Source organism: Methanobrevibacter sp., from assembly GCF_045116495.1.
Taxonomy (GTDB): Archaea; Methanobacteriota; Methanobacteria; order Methanobacteriales; family Methanobacteriaceae; genus Methanocatella.
The window spans coordinates 1-18,585 of the sequence record NZ_JBGULU010000041.1; the positions used below are offsets into that span (position 1 = coordinate 1).

The following is an 18,585-nucleotide window of genomic DNA, read 5'->3' on the forward strand; positions in this document are numbered from 1 at the left end:
CATCTGTAACATTTTCAGATGCTGAAACAGCCCCTGCAACTAAAAAAAGAATGGCAAATATCATTAAGATTTTCATTGTTTTTTTAATGTATTCTTTCATTCTATCATCCTAGATTCATTTTAAAAATCATTCAAATCTCATAAAAATAGATTTGTATTATTGTTTTTCTTTAAAATATTAAATAAAGAAATATTATCAAATTAGTAATATAATAAAAAAAGTGGAGATGAAAGAGTTTGTTCTTTCATCTTTTTCCGAAAGCTTGTGCCCAGACGGTTGTGCCGTTCATTTTGTATGCAGCAATTCCTACACAGTTGAAGTCCGGATCAAGCATATTGCGTCTGTGGCCTTGGCGCTCGTATGGTTCATTGGTTTCTTTCCATTTTTCCATTACCTGTTTTGCAGTGGTTTGACCTCGTGCAAGATTTTCTCCACGTTTTTGTAATTTAGGGTATATTGTAAAGCAGTCGCTGCCGTCTGGACGGTCATGGCTTAGTTTGTTTGTTTTGTTCAATACTTCATATGCTTCTTCAGCCCTTCTCTGTGCAACTTTTTCCAATTCCGCATCAGTTGTTAAAGGTTTGAGGGTATTTGAAGGGTTGGTGTTGAAGAAAGTTGTGTTCTGGTTGTTTTCATCCAATTGCCATACGCCTTTTTGGGTTCTGAATTCATTTAATAAGGTATAAACCTCACTAACATCAAGCTGGCCGTCAATGTCTGCTGTTATAATAGGAACGGTTATATAATAGTTTCCTGTATCTGGAATCACTTTTCCTCTTGTAATTTTAAGTTTTGACTTGACATTTTTGGCAGTTATTTTGTATCCGATAGTCTTGTAGTCTTTGCTTCCTTTATATTTTATTGTACCTGTATATGTTCCTTTTTTGGTCAATCCGGTTATCTTGAATGTTGCCTGACCTTTGGAATTTGTTTTTGCGGTAAATGTCTTTTTGTATTTCTTGCCGGAGGAAAGTGTGAGGTAAACATTAACCTTTTTCAATGCTTTTTTGTTTGCTTTTAAGGTCACGGTATACTTTTTGGTTTTTTGTGACAATTTAAATGTTTTTGTTTTAGGAACACTTAATGAAGTGGTTGTTTTATTGATCGGCACTTTTTTGGTATTCTCATATAATGTGTATGTGCCGTCTTCGCTTGTGGAATTGTATTCATCGTCTCCGGAATAAACTATCTTCCATGTGTGTTTTCCAGCTTTCAAGTTGTATTCTTCTGCATTTGTAAAGAAATAATGGGTTTTTGCAGTAATTTTTTTGGTAGCTTTCAGCTTGCCGTCAATGTAGAGATATAATGTTCCGGCAACTTCTTTTGGAAACTTGACCTTGAAGTAATCGGTTTTTGTATTTTTGATTGAAAGGTTTTTGTTTTCATCAATTGCATAGATTACTCCGCTCTCATCCTGTGTAACCACATAAACGTTCATTTTCGAATCTTTTTTAACGAAGGTTTCGCTTGCAGGGTTTAGGACAAATGTACCATTTAGGGATGTTGATGCATAGTCGTCATCTCCGGAATATGCAAGATTCCATGTGTGGCTTCCTTCAGTTAATCCGTAGCTTCTTGTGTTGATGAAAAGATAATGGGTTTTAGCGGTTATTTCTCTTTCATTCACTATTTTGCCGTCAATGGAAAGTGACAGGGTTCCGGTGACTAGGCTTGGAAATTTCACTCTTAAATAATCGCTGTCATGGTCATTCACATAGAAGTCGGTTTCGGGATTGACTGTGTAAATTGTACCGTTATCGTACTGGTCTACAAAATCGACCTTCATGTTTGAATCATTTAGGGACAGCACCTCCTCGTTGGCATCTGTCTTTAAAATTTCGTCTGTCTTGATTTCTTCATCTGACAATTCAATTGCTGAATCGTCAGCGCTTAGTGTATCATCCGTAATGTTGTCTGATGCACTAACTGCGCTTATTGTAAAAATAGTCAGTAAAACTAAACTGACTAAAAGGAGTTTTTTAAATCTCATGTTTAATATTTCTTTAAAAATGTAATTATAAATCAATATTATTCATTTAATAATAATAGGGCGATTCCAATCGTTATTGAGGCCAATTACAAAATATTTTTTTATTTTGTCAGGAATATTTTCACGGAATTTTCAAATTTTCCACAACATTTATAAATAGTAATAAACATATTTATTCTTAATATTCATATTAACCTAAGGTTATTCTAACTATGGTTTTTGTTTTAATTTGCGCAAATCATTTTAATTCAATTTTGAATATTATATCCTACATTTTAAAGGAGGATATTTTTGAGTAGAGGAAAACGACCAAAGTGGATGATTAAAATAGCGATTGAAAGAATGAATATTCTTTTTGAGCGTGCTGAGATGGAATTCATCACCCATCCTAAACGGTCCAATCGATATGTCGAGCTGGCATTGAAATTATCCACCAAATACAATACCAAAGTCCCAGAAAAGTGGTCCAGAAGGTATTGCAAGAAATGCAAGTGTTTCCTTTATCCTGGCCATAATTGCACCGTCCGGCTAGTTAACTCAGAGGTTAACATTTTTTGTGGTGAATGTGGTCACGTAATGAAAATTCCTTATCACAAGGAAAAAAAGTTAAAAAGGAGAGCTAAATATGAGTCACACAAAAAAGGAAATGATGAATAGAGCTCTTGGTGCGATGACAATTAACATTGGTAAAAGCGGCGTCAATGACAATGTTATTGAAGAAATCAAACGTCAGCTTGAAGCTAATGAAATTGTTAAACTTAAATTTGCAAAAAATATCGCTAAAAATAAAGATGATTACATAGATGAAATAGTCTCTAAAACCAGAGCACAGCTCATTGACGTTAGAGGCCACGTTGCTGTAATCTATAAGAAAAAGCCTTAAACATTTTAAATTTAGAGTTACAGGCCCTATTTTTTAGGTCTTAAATTTACAGTGGATTAAGCTACAATTATTTAATAAAAATATTGGAGAATTAATATGACTACTGTATTTGATGTACCTGCAGATTTATTAATTAAAAAAGTCGCAGAAGAATTTAAAAACAATGATAAAATCAATTCCCCTGCATGGTCCAATTTTGTAAAAACTGGTGTTCACAAAGAAAGAAAACCAGAAGACAATGACTGGTGGTATACCAGAACTGCTTCTATCATCAGAAGAGTTTACATGGACGGTCCTGTAGGAGTTATGAGTTTAAGAACTTTTTACGGTGGTAAAAAAGACCGTGGTGTACGTCCTGAAGTTTTCAGAAAAGGTAGCGGATCCATTATCAGAACCGCATTACAACAATTGGAAGACGCAGGATATGTTGAAAAAGTTGAAGGTGGAAGAGTTGTCTCCCCAGCAGGAAGATCATTCTTAGATAAAATTTCTGCTGAAATCATTAAAGATATTCCTGAACTTGAAAAATATTAATTATAATTGGAGAGTTTGATATGAGCGAATTAGATGAAATTCGTCAAAAAAGAATGGCTGAATTACAGGCTCAACAAGCTGCTATGCAAAATCAGGCACAGCAACAGGCTGTTGCTCAAGCTCAACAGCAGGAAGCACAGGCACAATTTGAAGCTCAGAAAAAACAAATCTTAGCTCAAATCTTGACTCCTGAGGCCCGTACTAGATTAGGTAATCTTAAACTAACAAAACCAGACCTTGTCAACAACATTGAACTTCAATTGATTCAATCCGCACAGGCTGGAAGTTTAAGAGGAAAAGTTACTGATGAGCAATTGAAAGTCCTTTTAAGACAAATTGCAGGTCAGAAAAGAGAAATTAAAATTACAAGGAAATAATGTCAATGAAAGCAGCTGTATTATATAGTGGCGGTAAGGATTCATCCTTCATGGCAGTCATGCTTAAAAGGTTGGGTCTTGATGTGGAATTGTGCACTGCCAATTTCGGCGTTTATGATTCATACGTTCCGGCCAGTAAATCAGCAGCATCTTTAGGGTTTGATCATAAGGTACTCAACCTTGATTTTGAGATTTTAGATAAAACCTGTGACATGATATTGAAGGACGGATTTCCGAATGACGGAATAAAATTCATTCATGAAAGTGTTGTTGAAGAAGTTGCAGAAAGATATGACATTATTGCAGACGGGACAAGGCGTGATGACAGAACTCCTAAACTGACTGTCAATCAAATAAGAAGTCTTGAAGATAGAAAAGATGTTCAATATATAAATTTAGACAGTTTCGGTCATAAATCTGTTAAGTTAATAACCTCAAACCTGTTTGAAATTTCACATGAAAAATCAAATAAGGACAACAGCTCAGATTATGAAGTTGAAATCAGGACTTTGATTGACGAGAAAGGAGGAAATTCATTGGACATATTCCCTGAACATTATCAAACTCGTGTTATCGGTTATAAAAAATAATTATTACATGTATTACAGGTGAGAAAATGAGTAGAAATAAACCATTAGCTAAAAAATTAAGAATGGCAAAAGCAAACAAACAAAATAGGAGAATTCCAATCTGGGCTTATGCTAAAACTAATCGTAAACTTAGATACAGACCAAAACCTAGACATTGGAGAAGAAACAGTCTTAAATTATAAGAGGGGTTAAAATGGAAAGAGTTTACACAATTCCACTTAGAAATGTAAAAAATGTCAAAAGGACCATCAGAGCTCCTAGAGCTATTAGGGAAGTACAAAACTTCTTGACTAAACATATGAAAGCAGAAGAAGTTAAACTTGATGAGTCTATCAATCATGCAATTTGGGAAAGAGGTATTCAAAAAATACCTTCTAAAATTACTGTAAAAGCAGTTAAAGATGATGATGGTGTTGTAAAAGCTACTTTAGCAGAATAGGCTAAGTATCTTCGCCATATATTTGATTAATGTGAGGTAACAATATGTTGAGAAGAGTTGATATTGTAGGAAATCCAAATATAGGAGTATTTATCCTTGCAACTGATGATGTGGCTATTGTTCCTTATAATCTCATTGATGAAAAAGCAGATATTATTAAGGAAACTTTAGAAGTCGAAGTTGTCAAGTCTTCTATTGCTGGTAGTAATCTCATAGGATCTTTAGCTGTAGCTAATTCAGATGGTATCATTGTTTCCCCACACGTTTTAGATAGAGAAGTTAAACAATTTGAAGAATTAGGATTAAACGTTGCATCCCTTCCTTCACAATATACTGCTGTTGGAAATATTGTTGCTTGTAACGATACCGGTGCTATCGTAAGTCCGTTCTTATCAGAAGATGCTATAAATGTTATTGAAAATGCCTTAAATGTCGATGTTGAAGCTCAAGCTATTAGCGGAAGCGACATTGTAGGTTCCCTGATTAAAGTAACCAATAAAGGATTTTTAATTTCTAAAGACGCAACTTCTAGTGAAATTAACTTAGCTCGTAAAGTATTTGGTGTTGAAGGAGATATTGGTACTGTTGGTAAAGGTATTCCTTTGGTTGGAGCATGCTCCATTGCTAATTCCAATGGTGCAATTGTAGCTAAAGGTAGTACTGGTCCTGAAATGGCTAGAGTTGAAGAAGCATTAGGCTTTTTAGATGATAATTTTTAATTAATATATCATGAGGGATTTTATATGATAACAAAAATTTACAGAGTTAAAGGTACTTTTGTAATGGGCGATGAATATCATAATTTTACTAAAGAATTCAAAGCTACTTGCGAAGATGATGTAACTGAAAAAATTTACTCTCGTTTCGGAAGTAAACACGGTATTAACAGGAATCAAATTTCTATCGAATCAATTGATGAAATTGCTCCTGAAGATGTTCAAGATCCAATTGTAAAAGAAATTTTATAGACACGCAGGTGTTACTATGGAAGATCAGCAAAGATTAAACAGTCTTCTTAATGAAATTAATGCATACAGACAACAAGCTGATTTAATTCAGCAGCAAATTGAAATGATTCAAGCTTCTATTGCTGAAGTAGATTCATTATTCAATACTTTAGAAGATATTGAAGGTAAAGAATCCATTGAAGCATTTGTGCCTGTAGGCGCTGGTTCTTTCATTAAAGGAGAACTTAAAAGTACTGACGAAATTATTGTAAGTATCGGTTCAGGTTATGCTGTTAAAAAAGATGCAGATGGCGCTCGTGAAATACTCGCAGGCCAAAAAGAGGATTTAAAAGATAGTTTAGATAAAATGTTAGCTAACTTACAACAATGCACTGATATTGTTGGTTCTCTTCAAGCACAAGCTGAGCAAATTGCTGCTGCAGCTCAAGGCAACATGACCCAAATGAGATAATTTATCTTACAATTTTTTCTTTTTCTTATTTTTTTAATTTTTATAATAAGCTTATTAATGTCTATTTTTTAACTTCTTTTTTAAATACTATGAAAAATATATATATAAATAATTAAATTTTTAACTAAACTAAAAGGTTGGGTTAATTTTGTTTGAATCATTAAAAAAGAAATTTTCACGTACAAGTGAAAAGTTAGAAGAAGAGCTTATCGAAGAAGCTGAAAAAGAGGATAACCTTAAAGAAGAAAAAGGTACCAGATTCTCATTTTTCTCATTCGGTATGAAAAAACGGGATGAAAAAGAAGAAGAGGATGAATCCAATTTACTTCCGGAAGCTGAAGAAGAAGTAGAAGAAGCTCCTGTGGAAGAAACCGCTGAAGAAACTCCTGCTGAAGAGGTTTCAACTGAAGAAGTTAAGGAAGAGAAAAAATCTCGCTTCTGGAGCAGAAGTAAGGATAATGAAGATGAGTCCGTTGAGGATGAATCTGAGGATGATGTTGATGAGGATCCTGCTGAGGAAGTTAAGGAAGAGAAAAAATCTCACTTTTGGAGTAGAAGTAAGGATAAGGAAGATGAGTCATCTGATGATGAAGTGGAAGAGGATTCAGATGATGAGGCTGAAGAAGAAAAGAAATCTCACTTCTGGAGCAGAAATAAAAAGGATAAAGATGACATTTCTGCAGATGGTGAAGCTACCGGAGGAATTTTCTCATTTGTCCGTGAAAAGACCATTCAGGAAAAACATGTGGATGATATTCTATTCGAACTTGAAATGGAACTTTTACAGGGCGATGTGGCAATGGAAGTTGCAACTGAAGTTGTAGATGGTGTCAAAAACAATTTGGTTGGTAAAAAAATCAAAAGAAGTAATGATATTACAGAATTGACCTACAATGCACTTAGGGATACAGTTGCTGAAATTATTGATATTCCGGGCAAATCCATGACAGAAATGATTGAAGAGAAAAAAGCTCAGGGAGAACCTTTGGTTGTGATGTTTGTTGGAATTAATGGTACTGGAAAAACCACAACTATTGGAAAATTAGCTAATTATTATCTTAAAAAAGGTTACACTCCGGTAATTGCAGCTTCAGATACTTTCAGAGCAGGTGCTATTGAACAGGTTACTTATCATGCTGATAATGTTGGTGTAAAAATCATCAAGCACCAAAAAGGATCAGACCCTGCAGCTGTTGCATACGATGCCGTTGAACATGCAAAAGCTCAGGGAAAAGAATTGGTATTGATTGATACTGCAGGAAGAATGCAGACCAATACCAACCTTATGGATGAAATGAAAAAGATTAAAAGAGTCTCCAATCCTGATTTGGTAATATTTGTAGGTGACGCTTTAACAGGTAATGATGCAACCGAACAGGCTAAAAAATTCAACGAAGCCATTGATATTGACGGTGTAATCTTAACCAAAGCCGATGCAGATAGTAAGGGAGGAGCTTCTCTTTCAATCGGTTATGTAATTAAAAAACCAATCATGTTCCTAGGTGTCGGTCAGGGATATGACGATATCAAGGAATATGATGCTGAATGGATGTTAAATCAGCTGTTCTCAGATGATGAGGACGCAATTGCAGTAGAGGATTAGATTTATGAGAACTAAACTTTTGTTGCCTGTCTTTGCAATTATCATAATGCTGGTTGCATGGCTTGCAATATTCGGCGGAGGAATTTTTGGTTCACATGATGGTGGTTCGCCATCATTGTTCGAATCACCAAAGGAGAATGTTTCAATAGCTGTAACAGGTGATGTCATGTTTGCACGTAACATGCCTGCCGCTTTAAGTTTCGGATATTCTCCGTTTGCAGGTGTAAGCAATGTCACTTCAAATGTTGATTTGCTTTTAATCAACTTTGAAAATGCGGCAACTTCCTCTGAAAATGCAGTCAAACCGGATATTCCTTTCAAATGCAATCCGAATTATGCTATTCTTGCCCGTGCAAATAACCGTACCGTTGCAGGGCTTGCAAACAATCACGTGTGTGATTATGGAATTCAGGGAATGCAGGACACTTTCAAGGCACTTGAGAAGGCCAACATATCGTATCTTGGCGCAGGAAACAATGAAAAAGAAGCACATCAGGGCCTGACTCAGGAGATTAACGGGCGCAATATAACTATATTAAATTATATGGATTCAAACAACTTCGCGGAATACAGTTATGAAGTGCTTCCTTATGCTAACGGAACCTCTCCGGGATACTCTGCATATGATTCTCAGGATGCCAAAGAACAGATTGCCAAGGCAAATGAGTCAGGAAATTTTGTACTTGTATTCATGCACTACGGAAACGAATATTCAACATCCCCTAATCAGGACCAAATAAACATATCCCATGACCTGATTGATTATGGTGCGGATGTTGTAGTGGGTTCCCATCCTCATGTTGCTCAGGGAATTGAAATGTATAAAGGAAAACCTATATTCTATAGTCTGGGAGATTTCATATTTGACCTTGAAGCCGAAGGCACTTTGGACAATTACTTTGTTGAAATAGATTTGGTCGGTGATCAGGGCTATTGTACAGTGTATCCTGTTCATTTAACAAATTTCTTGCCTCAGTACATGGAAACTCAAACTGCAAACAACTTTTTAAATGGTTTAACTCCTAAAACATCAGATTTGAAAATTAGCGATGGAGTTGGAAAATTAAATTTTACTTTAAATTAGGGTGATAACATTACGTATAAACATTTATTCATCATTTGCATGATATTGGTGGTATTTATTTCTTTAAGTGCCGTTTGTGCAAGTGATATTAACGAAACTGACAATACAATATCCACAACCGATGATGATAGTTTGAGTGTGGAAAATGATGATTCTCTTGAAGCTAAAAAATTGATAGAGACATCAGTTGAATTACCTAAAGGTTCAGTTCATATTAAAGATTCAAAATATGTCATTCAGCTTTTGGACGGTAATGGAACCGGTTTGGCAAAAAAGAAGATTCAAATCAGTTTCAACAATAAAAACTATACCAAAAGCACAAACAGCAATGGTAAGGTTTACTTTAAACTATCCTCAAAAGGAGTACATACTTTAAGTTATATGTTTAATGAAAAGGGTTATGTTCCTGTATCCGGTTCTAAAAAGTTAAGTGTGGTTAACAATAATGTATCAAAGATTAAAGGTTCTTCTTATGTTGCTTATGTAGGCGCTAAAAATCCGTATACTGTAACATTGACAACAGGCGGTGTCGACTTGCCTTATAAACAGGTCATTTTCAAAATCAACGGTAAAACATACACTAAAAAAACCAACTCATTGGGTAAGGCCACTTTTGACATCAACCTGAAAAAGGGAACTTATAAAATCTACTATTCCTTCAAGGGAACTACCAATGCCAAGGCAGCTAAGGGATCATCCAAAATAACTGTCAAAAAGGGAATGCCTACAAACATATACAGATTGAATAATATTGCATATAAGGAAAAGGTGTCAGCTCCGCTGAAACTCAAATATGTTGATGCTCGCGGAAAACCTATTCATAAAAAAACCATTGTCCTAACAATCAATGGAAAGGAACATACAAAAGTAACCGATGAAAACGGTACAGTCACATTCTACATCAATAAGAATAAGGGACTTTACAAGGCTAAAGTTAACTCATACAATACCGACGTCTATATCAGATGTGAAAAAACATACAGCCTGATAGTAAAACCTGACTATACTGTCAATGCAGGATTTTGGGTATTCGGAGCAGATATGAAAAAGATAAATCTGAATACAATGCTCAAAAACGGTATAAATCAAATATTCCTGAATTCACATGCGGTCACTCTTTATGGAAGGGATGAAGTGGCGAAATTTGCTACCGATGCGAAATCATTAGGCATTAAAGTTCATATTTGGATGCAGGCATTTTATAAGGGAGGTTGGATTTCCCCGGTTTACAGCTCTGGAAAATACAAATATTCTCTGTTTAATTCCATCATTGATGAGGCAAAGGACTTTGCCGCTATTGATGGTGTAGCTGGAATTCATTTTGATTATTTAAGATTCCCAGGAACTGCATATAAACATTCAACAGGTGTAGATGCTATAAATTACTTTACAAAGAAAGCATGTGAAGAACTGCATGCATATGACTCAAATCTGATAATTTCAGCTGCAGTAATGCCAGAACCGTCAGGAATGAAATATTATTACGGACAGGATATTCCTACTATATCCAAATATCTCGATGTTATTGTTCCTATGATTTATAAAGGAAATTACGGAAAATCCGCTACATGGATTAAGTCTACAACAGAGGCATTTGTTAAAATGTGCAATGGTGCTGAAGTATGGACAGGACTTCAGGGATACTACTCAGATGATTATGTAAAAAGCATTCCTGTCTCAGCGCTGTCAAATGATGTTGACCATGCTTCCATGGGTGGAGCTCGAGGAGTAATCATATTCAGATACACTTTATTTAACATGATGGATTTCACTGCCGTTTAAGGTGATTAAATGAGAATGTCAATAATATTTTTAATATTATTGTTTGCAATATTATCTCTTTCAGTTGTTTCAGCCAGTGAAAATGCAACTGATTTGGAGATAAATGGTATTGCTGATGAGGTAATTTCATCTGATGAACCGTTAGGTGATGTCAACGAAAGTACGGTTGGTGATGTTAAGGCAGATTCCACACTAACAGTTAAAGATACAAAAGGTTATGAGACCTTTAAAACAGAATTTAAGGTTACATTAACATCCAACGGCACTAATTTGACTTCCAAAAAAGTTATAATCAATCTGAATAATGAAAATTTTACAAGAACAACTGATAGTGCAGGTCAGGCCATTTTAAAAATTAATCTTTCTAAAGGAACATATGATGTAAAATGTTACTTTTTAGGCGACAAAAATACAAATCCTTCACAGGGCTCAGCAAAAATAACAGTAGTGGATCCTAAAAAGACAGTTATAGATGTGGCTGACAAGGATATCAGCTATCGTCAGGGTTCAAAATCTGTGTTCATTGTTCGTCTTCTAACAGAAACCGGTGCATCTGTCAAAAATCAGACTGTTACTTTCAGAGTTGATGGTAAAACATACAAGGCAGTTACAGATTCTAAAGGATATGCTCAGATATTTTTAAGTTTAAAAAAAGGAACCCATAAAGTGTTTTACACATTTAAAGGCAAAAAACCTTATCTTTCATCAACCGGCTCAACCAAAATCAAAGTAAAATCCTCCATGGGAAAAGGTAATGGATATTGGATGTGGGCTTCCGGAATCAAAAGTGTTAGCCTTAAAACACTGAAATCAAAAGGAACAAAACAGATTTTCCTGAATTCATATGCTGTAAGTCTTTATGGAAGGAGTACAGTCACTTCATGGATTGCCAAAGCAAACAAATACGGAATGAAGGTTCATATATGGGCGCAGGTATTCTATGAAGGCGATTGGGTAAGGCCTGTCAAAGCTGACGGAACTCCGGATTATAAATATATGAAAAAGAAAGCGGCTCAACTTGTAAGTTATTCTAAAATGAAGGGTGTGGCCGGAATTCACATGGACTACTTAAGATTTGGAGGAACAGCCCATCTGTACAATAACTCTGAAAAGGCCATCAATTACATGACTAAGAAAGCATGTGTTGAAGTTAGAAAAGTCAGTCCGAACTGTATAATGTCAGCGGCGGTAATGCCTGAACCGGACGCGATGCTTTATTATTATGGTCAGGAAATTCCAACGATGTCCAAATATCTGGACGTTATTGTTCCGATGTCCTATAAAGGAAACTACGGAAAAACAACTCCTTGGATTGGGGATGTGACAAACAAGTTTGTAAATCAGTCAAACGGAGCCCAAATATGGGCAGGTCTCCAGTCATATAAATCAGATGACAATGTTCAAAGACTGTCTCATTCAGAGCTTTTGAAGGACGCAAGAAATGCTATGAATAGTGGAGCAAAAGGAGTAGTACTGTTCAGAATAGGTGTTACTAATTTATTGAATTTTTATAAGGTTTAATCCTTATTTTTTTTATTTTTAAATTACCATTTGCGTTTGGATAGAGCTTTCAAACGTTTTTTTTCTATATTTTTCTTTTTGTCAGACTGGTATTGTCTGTTCTGGCGACTGGTTGTTGTTTCATTATTTCTCATCACTGTTAGAAGATCAATGGAGTTTCCACTGCATGCCATAACCACTCTAATTTCTTTATAATCCTTTGAAGGTGGTGCTTTAAACACTGCAGCATATTTTTCCCTTTCAATATGCTCCCAGCTAATAGGTTCTTCATTTAAAAGACAATCGACAACGAATTCTCTTGAAATTCCGTTTTCATTCAGTCTTTCGATGAAATGTCTGTTTTCAAAACACCAGGTTATACTGCCAGTGTCTCCCATTATAAATTTGTCAAACACATTCATATGTAAAGATTATTATATATCTTTTTATAAAAATTTATGTATGTCTGAACGAGCGCAATGGGATTCATCATTATCATTTATTTTTGCTATGATTGGGGCTGCTGTTGGGTTAGGTAATATTTGGCGTTTCAGCTATGTACTGTATTCTAATGGTGGTGGATCATTTTTCATCCCTTATTTTATAGCAATAGCTATTATGGGAATTCCATTTTTAATATTAGAATATGGTGTGGGATTCAGCTTCAAAGACTCATTTTCGAAGATAATGCGGAAAATTAATCCGAAATTCGAAGTGATTGCTTGGATTCTGGTCCTTTTCGTTTTTATAGTAACTATTTATTATATGGTAATTCTAAGCTGGGACTTGGTTTACCTTTTAAGCAGCTTTACATTTAACTGGGGAACTGATACTGCAGCTTACTTTGTTCAAAATGTTGGAGGAAGTTCCAATTTATCTAATGCAAGCTTTTTACTTATTCCAACAACTGTCGGTGTATTGATTTTATGGGTAATCTTATGGTTTATTTCCCACAGGGATGTTGATAAGGGTATTGGAAAAGTATCCAAAGTACTTATTCCTGCTTTATTTGTCATAATGGGAATCATCATCGTTTATGCGCTGACACTGCCTGGTGCATCCATCGGTATTAATGCATTGCTTTCTCCTAACTGGAGCATGCTTTGGGATGTAAACATCTGGCTTGCGGCATTTGCCCAAATTATTTTCTCATTAAGTATGGGTCAGGCAATTGCTGTTACTTATGCAAGTTATTTACCTGAAAACTCAAAATTAATCGATAATGTATTAATTGTAGTTGCATCCAACTCAGGATTTGAAATCTGTACTGCATTTGGTGTATTTTCAATTTTAGGTTACATGTCTGCTACTGCCGGAACTCCTATGGTTCAGCTTGTAACTGAGGGTACAGGTCTGGTATTCGTAGTATTTCCAATGATTTTCAACATTATGGGTCCTATTGGCCGTATATTAGCTCCATTACTGTTCTTGGCCATTTTATTTGCGGGCGTAACTTCAGCACTCGGATTTTTCGAACCGATGTTAAGTTCAACATCAGCTAAACTAGGCTGGTCACGTAAAAGAACAGCAACAGTATTGTCCATTATAGGCTGTGCATTTTCTCTACTTTTAACAACCGGAATAAGCAGCTATCTTGTTGGAATCATCGATTCATTTGTAAATGAATTCGGAATACTGATTTTAATAGGTATCCAATGTATTGTATTTGCATGGTACTATGGTATAGAACGTTTCCTTCCAGCTTTAAACGAAGCATCAACCTTTAAAGTTGGAAAAACATGGATGTTTGTAATTAAATACTTGCTGCCTCTTGTACTGATTGTGATGTGGGCAATTGGTATTATTCAATTATTCTCCTCTGCAAAGACATTTGAAATAATTGTCGATTTGATAATTATTGCTGCGGTGATGGTGTCTGCAGTGGTATTGACTAAAATTTATCCGGCCGGAGATAATTAATTATCTCCATTTCTTTATCTTTTTTTCTCTGAAATTACTTATCAAATAATTGTTTCTAGCTATACTTAAATTAATTTTAATCTGATTATTAGCCGAATTCTTCAACCTTATTGTAAATATTTTAGGCCATAGTTAAAATTTTAAAAAAAGTTTTCAGTTAATCTACATTAGGAGGATAATTTTTCCAGATTACTATTCTCCATTTGCAAGCTGAACTTCCTGGTAGGTTGCATATAATCCGTAAATCCAAATCAGGACGGTAATCTTGTTGAAAATATTAAATGTCCACATGCCTAAAACGTTTAAAACGACAACGGTTCCGAATAGTATTAGGCCCTTTTTAACATTTCCCGCATATGCTACTCCAAGACCTGTAAATAATATGGAAATTACCATTGCAATTTTAAGGTCCACATTACTCATTTCAATCCTCCATTTATATATGTAAACATTTATTATTCATTTTTAAAATAGTTATATGTAATCAGGTGATATTATGGATGATCAGATAATAGAAAAACTCGCCTGCCTGGAACATATTCAATGGCAGGAATGGGCTGGATCAGTTTATGGGGACCTCCGGACATTACTGGAAATCATCAATGAAAATGTGGATTTGAATGATTTGGATTCTGATAAGCTTGAAATATTTGAAAAAAACAGTAATCGTGTAAAAAATTGGCCTGAACTCATGATTGATTATTCTGACTTGTCTGAAGAAATGAAAGAAAAAGACCGCATTTATGCGCGCAAAGTCTATGAAATATGTAAAAAAGAGTTTGAATAGTTGTCCCGAGTCAAATCCTCAGGACAAACTTAAACTAAAAATTTTTTTTAGAGCAGCACAAAGTGCTACAAGTAATATTCTTTTTTAGCTATTATTTAAATTTTTATAAATAGTAATGTATTTTAATCAAGATGATTAATTTTTAATCATGAAAATCAAATTTTTAATTGCAATTCTTTTAATTTTGACCTCCGTCGGATTTGTATACTCTGAAAGTTATATGCCTCATGATGGTGTATTTGCATATAAGGAAGTTGAAAATCACACATTAAATGGGTTTAATTTTACAATCCTATCTGAATATAAGTTAGTTTACCAAAATACTACCCACATGTTTTTTGAAGGAAACAACAATACCTTGAATATAAGTGTCGAGGATAATAATAAAACAACTGATGATTATTCAACTGAGAATATGACAGCGTCTGAAACAACAATGCTGGGATCTGTTGAGGGAAATTTCGCTGATAGAAACGGCACTTACACCTTCTCATTTGAAGATAATGGCAAGCTGATAACCGTCAGCTCAAAGGACATGACCCTGATGATGGGAGTCATTGGAAAAGATTAACGGTTTTTAGTATTTGTAATTATTGAGAAATTGGGGCTATAATACCTCAATTTCATCCAATAAATCATAACTTGATGTATAAATGGTAACAAGCTTATTGTCTTTTACAAATGAAAAGGAATAGGCATCTGAAAGTTCATTATAATATCCATTATGGCCCATCATATTCTGCCTGTCTCCACCCATCTCTCTTGCAACATCATTTGCATCAACGTTATTGCTTGTTGCATACATCACATCAATTTCTATGAATTCGTCATTATGTTTCCAGTATTTTGATACATATTTGATTCCTTCATCAGTTTCATCAACTGTTAAACTGTTATCAGGGCTGAAATCTTGTGGAATGCTAAAATCTAACGTGTCTACCTGGACTTCCTGACTTGGGACGGGAGATAGCAAAGAAAATGCGCCAATACCCACAATAGCTATTGCGGCAATAACGGCAATGAGTATAATTGGATTTTTATATTTCTCTAAAAAATTGGTTTTCTCTTTTTCTGGTGTTTTTATTTTTGTTCCGCAGTTTTTGCAGAAATTTTCACTACTGCTTATTTTTTCACCGCAGTTTTTACAATATCTCATCGTATGTCTGTTGGATGCGATTTCCTTTCCGCAGTCGGGACAGAATTGGTCTGCATTATTAATGTTTGCTCCACAGTTTTTACAATATTTTTCCAATTACATCACCTTGGAAATATTTTTAATACATTTGACATATTTAAGTTATGTTTTTGGTGTTGTTTTAATTTTTCAAGTTCATATCAAAATTGATTTATATTACTTTATTTTATTTATAAATCCGATTATGATAAAAAGAATTTCATTTTGAATGATGATTGTGTCTATACAATGCATGTGATTTCTCTAAAAGATTTCAAGGCAAATGATATATTTAATAACTTTGAAGATAAATTACAAAATAATGATGTAATCACTGATGAGGATATTGCAGCACTTCAATTAATTGTCTATACTGATTTCGATGAAACAAAACTTGAAATTCTAAACAGGGCACGTAAATTATTTGAAGTTATTTCTGAAAAATTGGATTTGGATATCAACGAAAAAATTGCAATCATCTATTTGTTCAATGTTTTGAGTGCAAATATGTTGGATGCTCGTGAATATGGTCAATATGTGGAGGAAAATATTATGTTGCTTAACCCAGTTGAAAGATACATGAAAAATGAAGGCATTAAAGAAGGTATCGACAGAGGCATTAAAGAAGGTATTGACAGAGGCATTAGGGAAGGCAAGCTTGATGATGCTAGAAATATGCTTGATGAGGGTATTTCTCTTGAAAAGATTGTCAGGATTACTGGTTTGTCTGAAGAAGATATTTTGAATTCCAAGTAGGTTTTTTCATTCCAGATTATTTTTAAAGAGGTGCTAAATTTTATCCATTGGGTTTATATTTGGGTTGCTCATCAGATACCTAAATTTGAAATCATCACTTTAACTTACAAATTAAATAGGCTCATCATGCATCAGATGTAATATAAATTTGTCATTTTCAATAACATATATAATTTAGATTTGATAAATATTATATTTGAGGTGTAAATTTTTCATGAGATCTAAATTCATTTTATTTGTTCTTCTCATAATTGCTATTGTGGTTTTGGCTTGCTTGATGGGGCCGTTAATATTTAATTCCTATCAAAATCAAAAACAGGAGTCCCAACTGAATATCACAAGCAATATAACTCAATACAGGGAGGATAATTTCACTGTCAGGTTATCTGATATGAACGGCAATCCGATTTCAAACGAACAGATTCATATTGTAATGCTAAATGAATCTAAATCATTTGAGTATACTGCTGTAACAGATTCAAATGGGGTTGCATCGTTGAATTTAGAAGATAAAGAGTTTGGAAAATACACTTTTAACTGTACTTTTAATGGAAATGGTCAATTCAAGCCAACCAATACTATTCAAAGGATTGATCTTGTTCAAAAAGTTATAACAGCACCCGATTATGTAGAAGTAAATGCGACTTTAAATTCCTCTTACGCAGGCAATGACTCATATAGCGAATATATTGATACAGGCTCATATGAAAATGTCAGTCAGGGGTCATTTAACTACATTTCAGTTTAAAGTATTGTGCTGACATCATCCAAATTTAAAAATTGATAATTAAATACTGAAAACCATGCATAACTCAAAAGATTTAAATTGGGATGAGAAATTAAAAATCTCTACTGATATTTTTGATTTTTCACAGGAGGATTATCAGAATTACGGCTATGATCCGACACCATACCTAGTTTTAGAAAGATTGGTTCAATTGAATATATTGAAAAAGGAAGATGTTGTCGTTGATTATGGCTGTGGAAAGGGAAGAATAAGCTTTTTTATCAACAGCCAGGTTGGATGCAAGGTCATCGGTGTTGACCATAGTGAAAAATTACTTGAAATTGCCAACAAAAACCTGGAAAGCTATGGAAAAAATGATGATATAGTTTTTATCCACTCCAAGGCAGAGGATTACATTCCCGATGAGGCCAACCGCTTTTATTTTTTCAATCCGTTTTCAACAAAGATTTTCAGATGGGTATTAAAAAAAATTGAAGATTCCTATGAGAAAAATCCGAGGGAGATGCTTATCTTTTTTTATTATTCGACAATCGAATATAGGATGTATTTGCCAACCGAACCGAGACTGGAGCTGGTCAAATCACTGAATTTTGCTGCAGATGAAATAAATGACACTGTAGATGCTAAATTGGACATATTCCGATTTCATCCGATGAAATAACAACGAATTATTTTACAAAAAATATATTATTTTAAAAAAATATAACTATTTATTGGATAATATCAATTTTAATTTCAAATGGTGAAAAAATGTCAAAAATGCAAAAAATTGTGGAATCCGAATTAAGGCGCAAACATAGGCCCTACATGGATGATACGGATAAAGCTCATGAACATCTGGAAGAACGTTCCCAGGTTGAAGATGAAATATATGAATTGCCAAAATTAAGGTATCACACACCTGTCAGCAATAAATTAATGTTTAATTGTCAGATGGTTATTTTTAATGAAGCTGAAGATACTGATCATATTGTCATATATCTTCATGGAGGAGCATA

25 protein-coding genes are annotated in these 18,585 nt (G+C 34.4%); 21 read left to right on the plus strand and 4 right to left on the minus strand.

Features of this window, described 5'->3' with window-relative positions; translation table 11 throughout:
* Positions 1-245 precede the first annotated feature (245 nt).
* Complete coding sequence (locus tag ACJMLH_RS01895) at positions 246-1,991, minus strand: CAP domain-containing protein (protein WP_405274239.1); 1,746 nt, start codon at positions 1,989-1,991, stop codon at positions 246-248.
* Between the two features lie 291 nt (positions 1,992-2,282).
* Here ACJMLH_RS01895 and ACJMLH_RS01900 point away from each other — a divergent pair, with 291 nt between their 5' ends.
* The 14 genes from ACJMLH_RS01900 (at position 2,283) to ACJMLH_RS01965 (ending at position 12,223) form a co-directional block, all read left to right on the plus strand.
* Positions 2,283-2,648 (plus strand): ribonuclease P protein component 4, encoded by a 366-nt coding sequence (locus ACJMLH_RS01900; RefSeq protein ID WP_405274240.1) that lies wholly within the window; start codon positions 2,283-2,285, stop codon positions 2,646-2,648.
* On the plus strand, positions 2,617-2,874 hold the full coding sequence (locus tag ACJMLH_RS01905) for a YhbY family RNA-binding protein (protein WP_405274241.1): 258 nt from the start codon (positions 2,617-2,619) through the stop codon (positions 2,872-2,874). The genes ACJMLH_RS01900 and ACJMLH_RS01905 overlap by 32 nt, the downstream gene beginning before the upstream one ends.
* Before the next feature lie 96 nt (positions 2,875-2,970).
* Complete coding sequence (locus ACJMLH_RS01910) at positions 2,971-3,408, plus strand: 30S ribosomal protein S19e (protein ID WP_405274242.1); 438 nt, start codon at positions 2,971-2,973, stop codon at positions 3,406-3,408.
* A gap of 20 nt (positions 3,409-3,428) precedes the next feature.
* Positions 3,429-3,785, plus strand: coding sequence for a DNA-binding protein (locus ACJMLH_RS01915; protein WP_405274243.1), 357 nt, complete (start codon positions 3,429-3,431; stop codon positions 3,783-3,785).
* Between the two features lie 5 nt (positions 3,786-3,790).
* Positions 3,791-4,375 carry a hypothetical protein gene (locus ACJMLH_RS01920; RefSeq protein WP_405274244.1) on the plus strand — a complete coding sequence of 195 codons (585 nt, stop codon included), beginning with the start codon at positions 3,791-3,793 and terminating at the stop codon, positions 4,373-4,375.
* 26 nt (positions 4,376-4,401) lie between these two features.
* On the plus strand, positions 4,402-4,557 hold the full coding sequence (locus ACJMLH_RS01925; RefSeq protein ID WP_004032463.1) for a 50S ribosomal protein L39e: 156 nt from the start codon (positions 4,402-4,404) through the stop codon (positions 4,555-4,557).
* 11 nt (positions 4,558-4,568) lie between these two features.
* The gene (locus tag ACJMLH_RS01930) at positions 4,569-4,814 is read left to right on the plus strand and encodes a 50S ribosomal protein L31e (RefSeq protein ID WP_292741864.1); all 246 of its coding nucleotides are present in this window, start codon (positions 4,569-4,571) and stop codon (positions 4,812-4,814) included.
* A 44-nt stretch (positions 4,815-4,858) separates the two neighbouring features.
* Positions 4,859-5,533, plus strand: a complete 675-nt coding sequence (locus ACJMLH_RS01935) for a translation initiation factor IF-6 (protein WP_405274245.1) — start codon at positions 4,859-4,861, stop codon at positions 5,531-5,533.
* Between the two features lie 24 nt (positions 5,534-5,557).
* A complete protein-coding gene (gene rpl18a / locus ACJMLH_RS01940; RefSeq protein ID WP_405274246.1) occupies positions 5,558-5,782 on the plus strand; it encodes a 50S ribosomal protein L18Ae in 225 nt (74 codons plus the stop codon).
* 16 nt (positions 5,783-5,798) lie between these two features.
* Positions 5,799-6,233, plus strand: a complete 435-nt coding sequence (gene pfdA / locus ACJMLH_RS01945; RefSeq protein ID WP_405274247.1) for a prefoldin subunit alpha — start codon at positions 5,799-5,801, stop codon at positions 6,231-6,233.
* Positions 6,234-6,381: 148 nt separating this feature from the next.
* Complete coding sequence (gene ftsY, locus ACJMLH_RS01950) at positions 6,382-7,836, plus strand: signal recognition particle-docking protein FtsY (RefSeq protein WP_405274248.1); 1,455 nt, start codon at positions 6,382-6,384, stop codon at positions 7,834-7,836.
* Between the two features lie 4 nt (positions 7,837-7,840).
* Positions 7,841-8,920, plus strand: coding sequence for a CapA family protein (locus ACJMLH_RS01955; RefSeq protein WP_405274249.1), 1,080 nt, complete (start codon positions 7,841-7,843; stop codon positions 8,918-8,920).
* 48 nt (positions 8,921-8,968) lie between these two features.
* Positions 8,969-10,702, plus strand: coding sequence for a putative glycoside hydrolase (locus ACJMLH_RS01960; RefSeq protein ID WP_405274250.1), 1,734 nt, complete (start codon positions 8,969-8,971; stop codon positions 10,700-10,702).
* A gap of 9 nt (positions 10,703-10,711) precedes the next feature.
* Positions 10,712-12,223, plus strand: coding sequence for a hypothetical protein (locus ACJMLH_RS01965; protein ID WP_405274251.1), 1,512 nt, complete (start codon positions 10,712-10,714; stop codon positions 12,221-12,223).
* Between the two features lie 23 nt (positions 12,224-12,246).
* Here the strand turns inward: ACJMLH_RS01965 and ACJMLH_RS01970 are convergent, their stop codons facing one another.
* Positions 12,247-12,624 (minus strand): DUF4258 domain-containing protein, encoded by a 378-nt coding sequence (locus ACJMLH_RS01970; RefSeq protein WP_405274252.1) that lies wholly within the window; start codon positions 12,622-12,624, stop codon positions 12,247-12,249.
* Positions 12,625-12,664: 40 nt separating this feature from the next.
* On the opposite strand from ACJMLH_RS01970, the gene ACJMLH_RS01975 reads away from it, so the two are divergent.
* Entirely contained in the window at positions 12,665-14,122 is a 1,458-nt protein-coding gene (locus tag ACJMLH_RS01975) for a sodium-dependent transporter (RefSeq protein WP_405274253.1), read from the plus strand.
* A 192-nt stretch (positions 14,123-14,314) separates the two neighbouring features.
* Here ACJMLH_RS01975 and ACJMLH_RS01980 read toward each other — a convergent pair whose 3' ends face one another.
* Complete coding sequence (locus ACJMLH_RS01980) at positions 14,315-14,545, minus strand: hypothetical protein (protein WP_405274254.1); 231 nt, start codon at positions 14,543-14,545, stop codon at positions 14,315-14,317.
* 73 nt (positions 14,546-14,618) lie between these two features.
* Between ACJMLH_RS01980 and ACJMLH_RS01985 the strand changes: the two genes are divergently transcribed.
* Positions 14,619-14,909: a hypothetical protein gene (locus ACJMLH_RS01985; protein WP_405274255.1), complete on the plus strand. Its 291-nt coding sequence runs from the start codon at positions 14,619-14,621 to the stop codon at positions 14,907-14,909.
* A gap of 148 nt (positions 14,910-15,057) precedes the next feature.
* Positions 15,058-15,480 (plus strand): hypothetical protein, encoded by a 423-nt coding sequence (locus ACJMLH_RS01990; RefSeq protein ID WP_405274256.1) that lies wholly within the window; start codon positions 15,058-15,060, stop codon positions 15,478-15,480.
* 36 nt (positions 15,481-15,516) lie between these two features.
* Here the strand turns inward: ACJMLH_RS01990 and ACJMLH_RS01995 are convergent, their stop codons facing one another.
* The gene (locus tag ACJMLH_RS01995; RefSeq protein ID WP_405274257.1) at positions 15,517-16,161 is read right to left on the minus strand and encodes a zinc ribbon domain-containing protein; all 645 of its coding nucleotides are present in this window, start codon (positions 16,159-16,161) and stop codon (positions 15,517-15,519) included.
* 147 nt (positions 16,162-16,308) lie between these two features.
* Between ACJMLH_RS01995 and ACJMLH_RS02000 the strand changes: the two genes are divergently transcribed.
* From ACJMLH_RS02000 to ACJMLH_RS02015, 4 genes are all read left to right on the plus strand, one after another.
* Complete coding sequence (locus tag ACJMLH_RS02000) at positions 16,309-16,839, plus strand: Rpn family recombination-promoting nuclease/putative transposase (protein WP_405274258.1); 531 nt, start codon at positions 16,309-16,311, stop codon at positions 16,837-16,839.
* Between the two features lie 214 nt (positions 16,840-17,053).
* On the plus strand, positions 17,054-17,587 hold the full coding sequence (locus ACJMLH_RS02005; protein WP_405274259.1) for an Ig-like domain-containing protein: 534 nt from the start codon (positions 17,054-17,056) through the stop codon (positions 17,585-17,587).
* A 55-nt stretch (positions 17,588-17,642) separates the two neighbouring features.
* Positions 17,643-18,248 (plus strand): class I SAM-dependent methyltransferase, encoded by a 606-nt coding sequence (locus tag ACJMLH_RS02010; RefSeq protein WP_405274260.1) that lies wholly within the window; start codon positions 17,643-17,645, stop codon positions 18,246-18,248.
* Between the two features lie 89 nt (positions 18,249-18,337).
* Positions 18,338-18,585, plus strand: a 248-nt coding sequence (locus ACJMLH_RS02015) for a hypothetical protein (protein WP_405274261.1), incomplete at its 3' end; no start/stop codon positions are given.

Coding starts and splice junctions, on each gene's coding strand:
- ACJMLH_RS01915 (WP_405274243.1), top strand. CDS start 3,429: ATGAGCGAATTAGATGAAATTCGTCAAAAAAGAATGGCTGAATTACAG.
- ACJMLH_RS02005 (WP_405274259.1), top strand. CDS start 17,054: ATGAGATCTAAATTCATTTTATTTGTTCTTCTCATAATTGCTATTGTG.
- ACJMLH_RS01990 (WP_405274256.1), top strand. CDS start 15,058: ATGAAAATCAAATTTTTAATTGCAATTCTTTTAATTTTGACCTCCGTC.
- ACJMLH_RS01895 (WP_405274239.1), bottom strand. CDS start 1,991: ATGAGATTTAAAAAACTCCTTTTAGTCAGTTTAGTTTTACTGACTATT.
- ACJMLH_RS01985 (WP_405274255.1), top strand. CDS start 14,619: ATGGATGATCAGATAATAGAAAAACTCGCCTGCCTGGAACATATTCAA.
- ACJMLH_RS01910 (WP_405274242.1), top strand. CDS start 2,971: ATGACTACTGTATTTGATGTACCTGCAGATTTATTAATTAAAAAAGTC.
- ACJMLH_RS01935 (WP_405274245.1), top strand. CDS start 4,859: ATGTTGAGAAGAGTTGATATTGTAGGAAATCCAAATATAGGAGTATTT.
- ACJMLH_RS02010 (WP_405274260.1), top strand. CDS start 17,643: ATGCATAACTCAAAAGATTTAAATTGGGATGAGAAATTAAAAATCTCT.
- ACJMLH_RS01920 (WP_405274244.1), top strand. CDS start 3,791: ATGAAAGCAGCTGTATTATATAGTGGCGGTAAGGATTCATCCTTCATG.
- ACJMLH_RS01955 (WP_405274249.1), top strand. CDS start 7,841: ATGAGAACTAAACTTTTGTTGCCTGTCTTTGCAATTATCATAATGCTG.
- pfdA (WP_405274247.1), top strand. CDS start 5,799: ATGGAAGATCAGCAAAGATTAAACAGTCTTCTTAATGAAATTAATGCA.
- ACJMLH_RS01965 (WP_405274251.1), top strand. CDS start 10,712: ATGAGAATGTCAATAATATTTTTAATATTATTGTTTGCAATATTATCT.
- ACJMLH_RS01925 (WP_004032463.1), top strand. CDS start 4,402: ATGAGTAGAAATAAACCATTAGCTAAAAAATTAAGAATGGCAAAAGCA.
- ACJMLH_RS01980 (WP_405274254.1), bottom strand. CDS start 14,545: ATGAGTAATGTGGACCTTAAAATTGCAATGGTAATTTCCATATTATTT.
- ACJMLH_RS01905 (WP_405274241.1), top strand. CDS start 2,617: ATGAGTCACACAAAAAAGGAAATGATGAATAGAGCTCTTGGTGCGATG.
- ACJMLH_RS01975 (WP_405274253.1), top strand. CDS start 12,665: ATGTCTGAACGAGCGCAATGGGATTCATCATTATCATTTATTTTTGCT.
- rpl18a (WP_405274246.1), top strand. CDS start 5,558: ATGATAACAAAAATTTACAGAGTTAAAGGTACTTTTGTAATGGGCGAT.
- ACJMLH_RS01930 (WP_292741864.1), top strand. CDS start 4,569: ATGGAAAGAGTTTACACAATTCCACTTAGAAATGTAAAAAATGTCAAA.
- ACJMLH_RS01970 (WP_405274252.1), bottom strand. CDS start 12,624: ATGAATGTGTTTGACAAATTTATAATGGGAGACACTGGCAGTATAACC.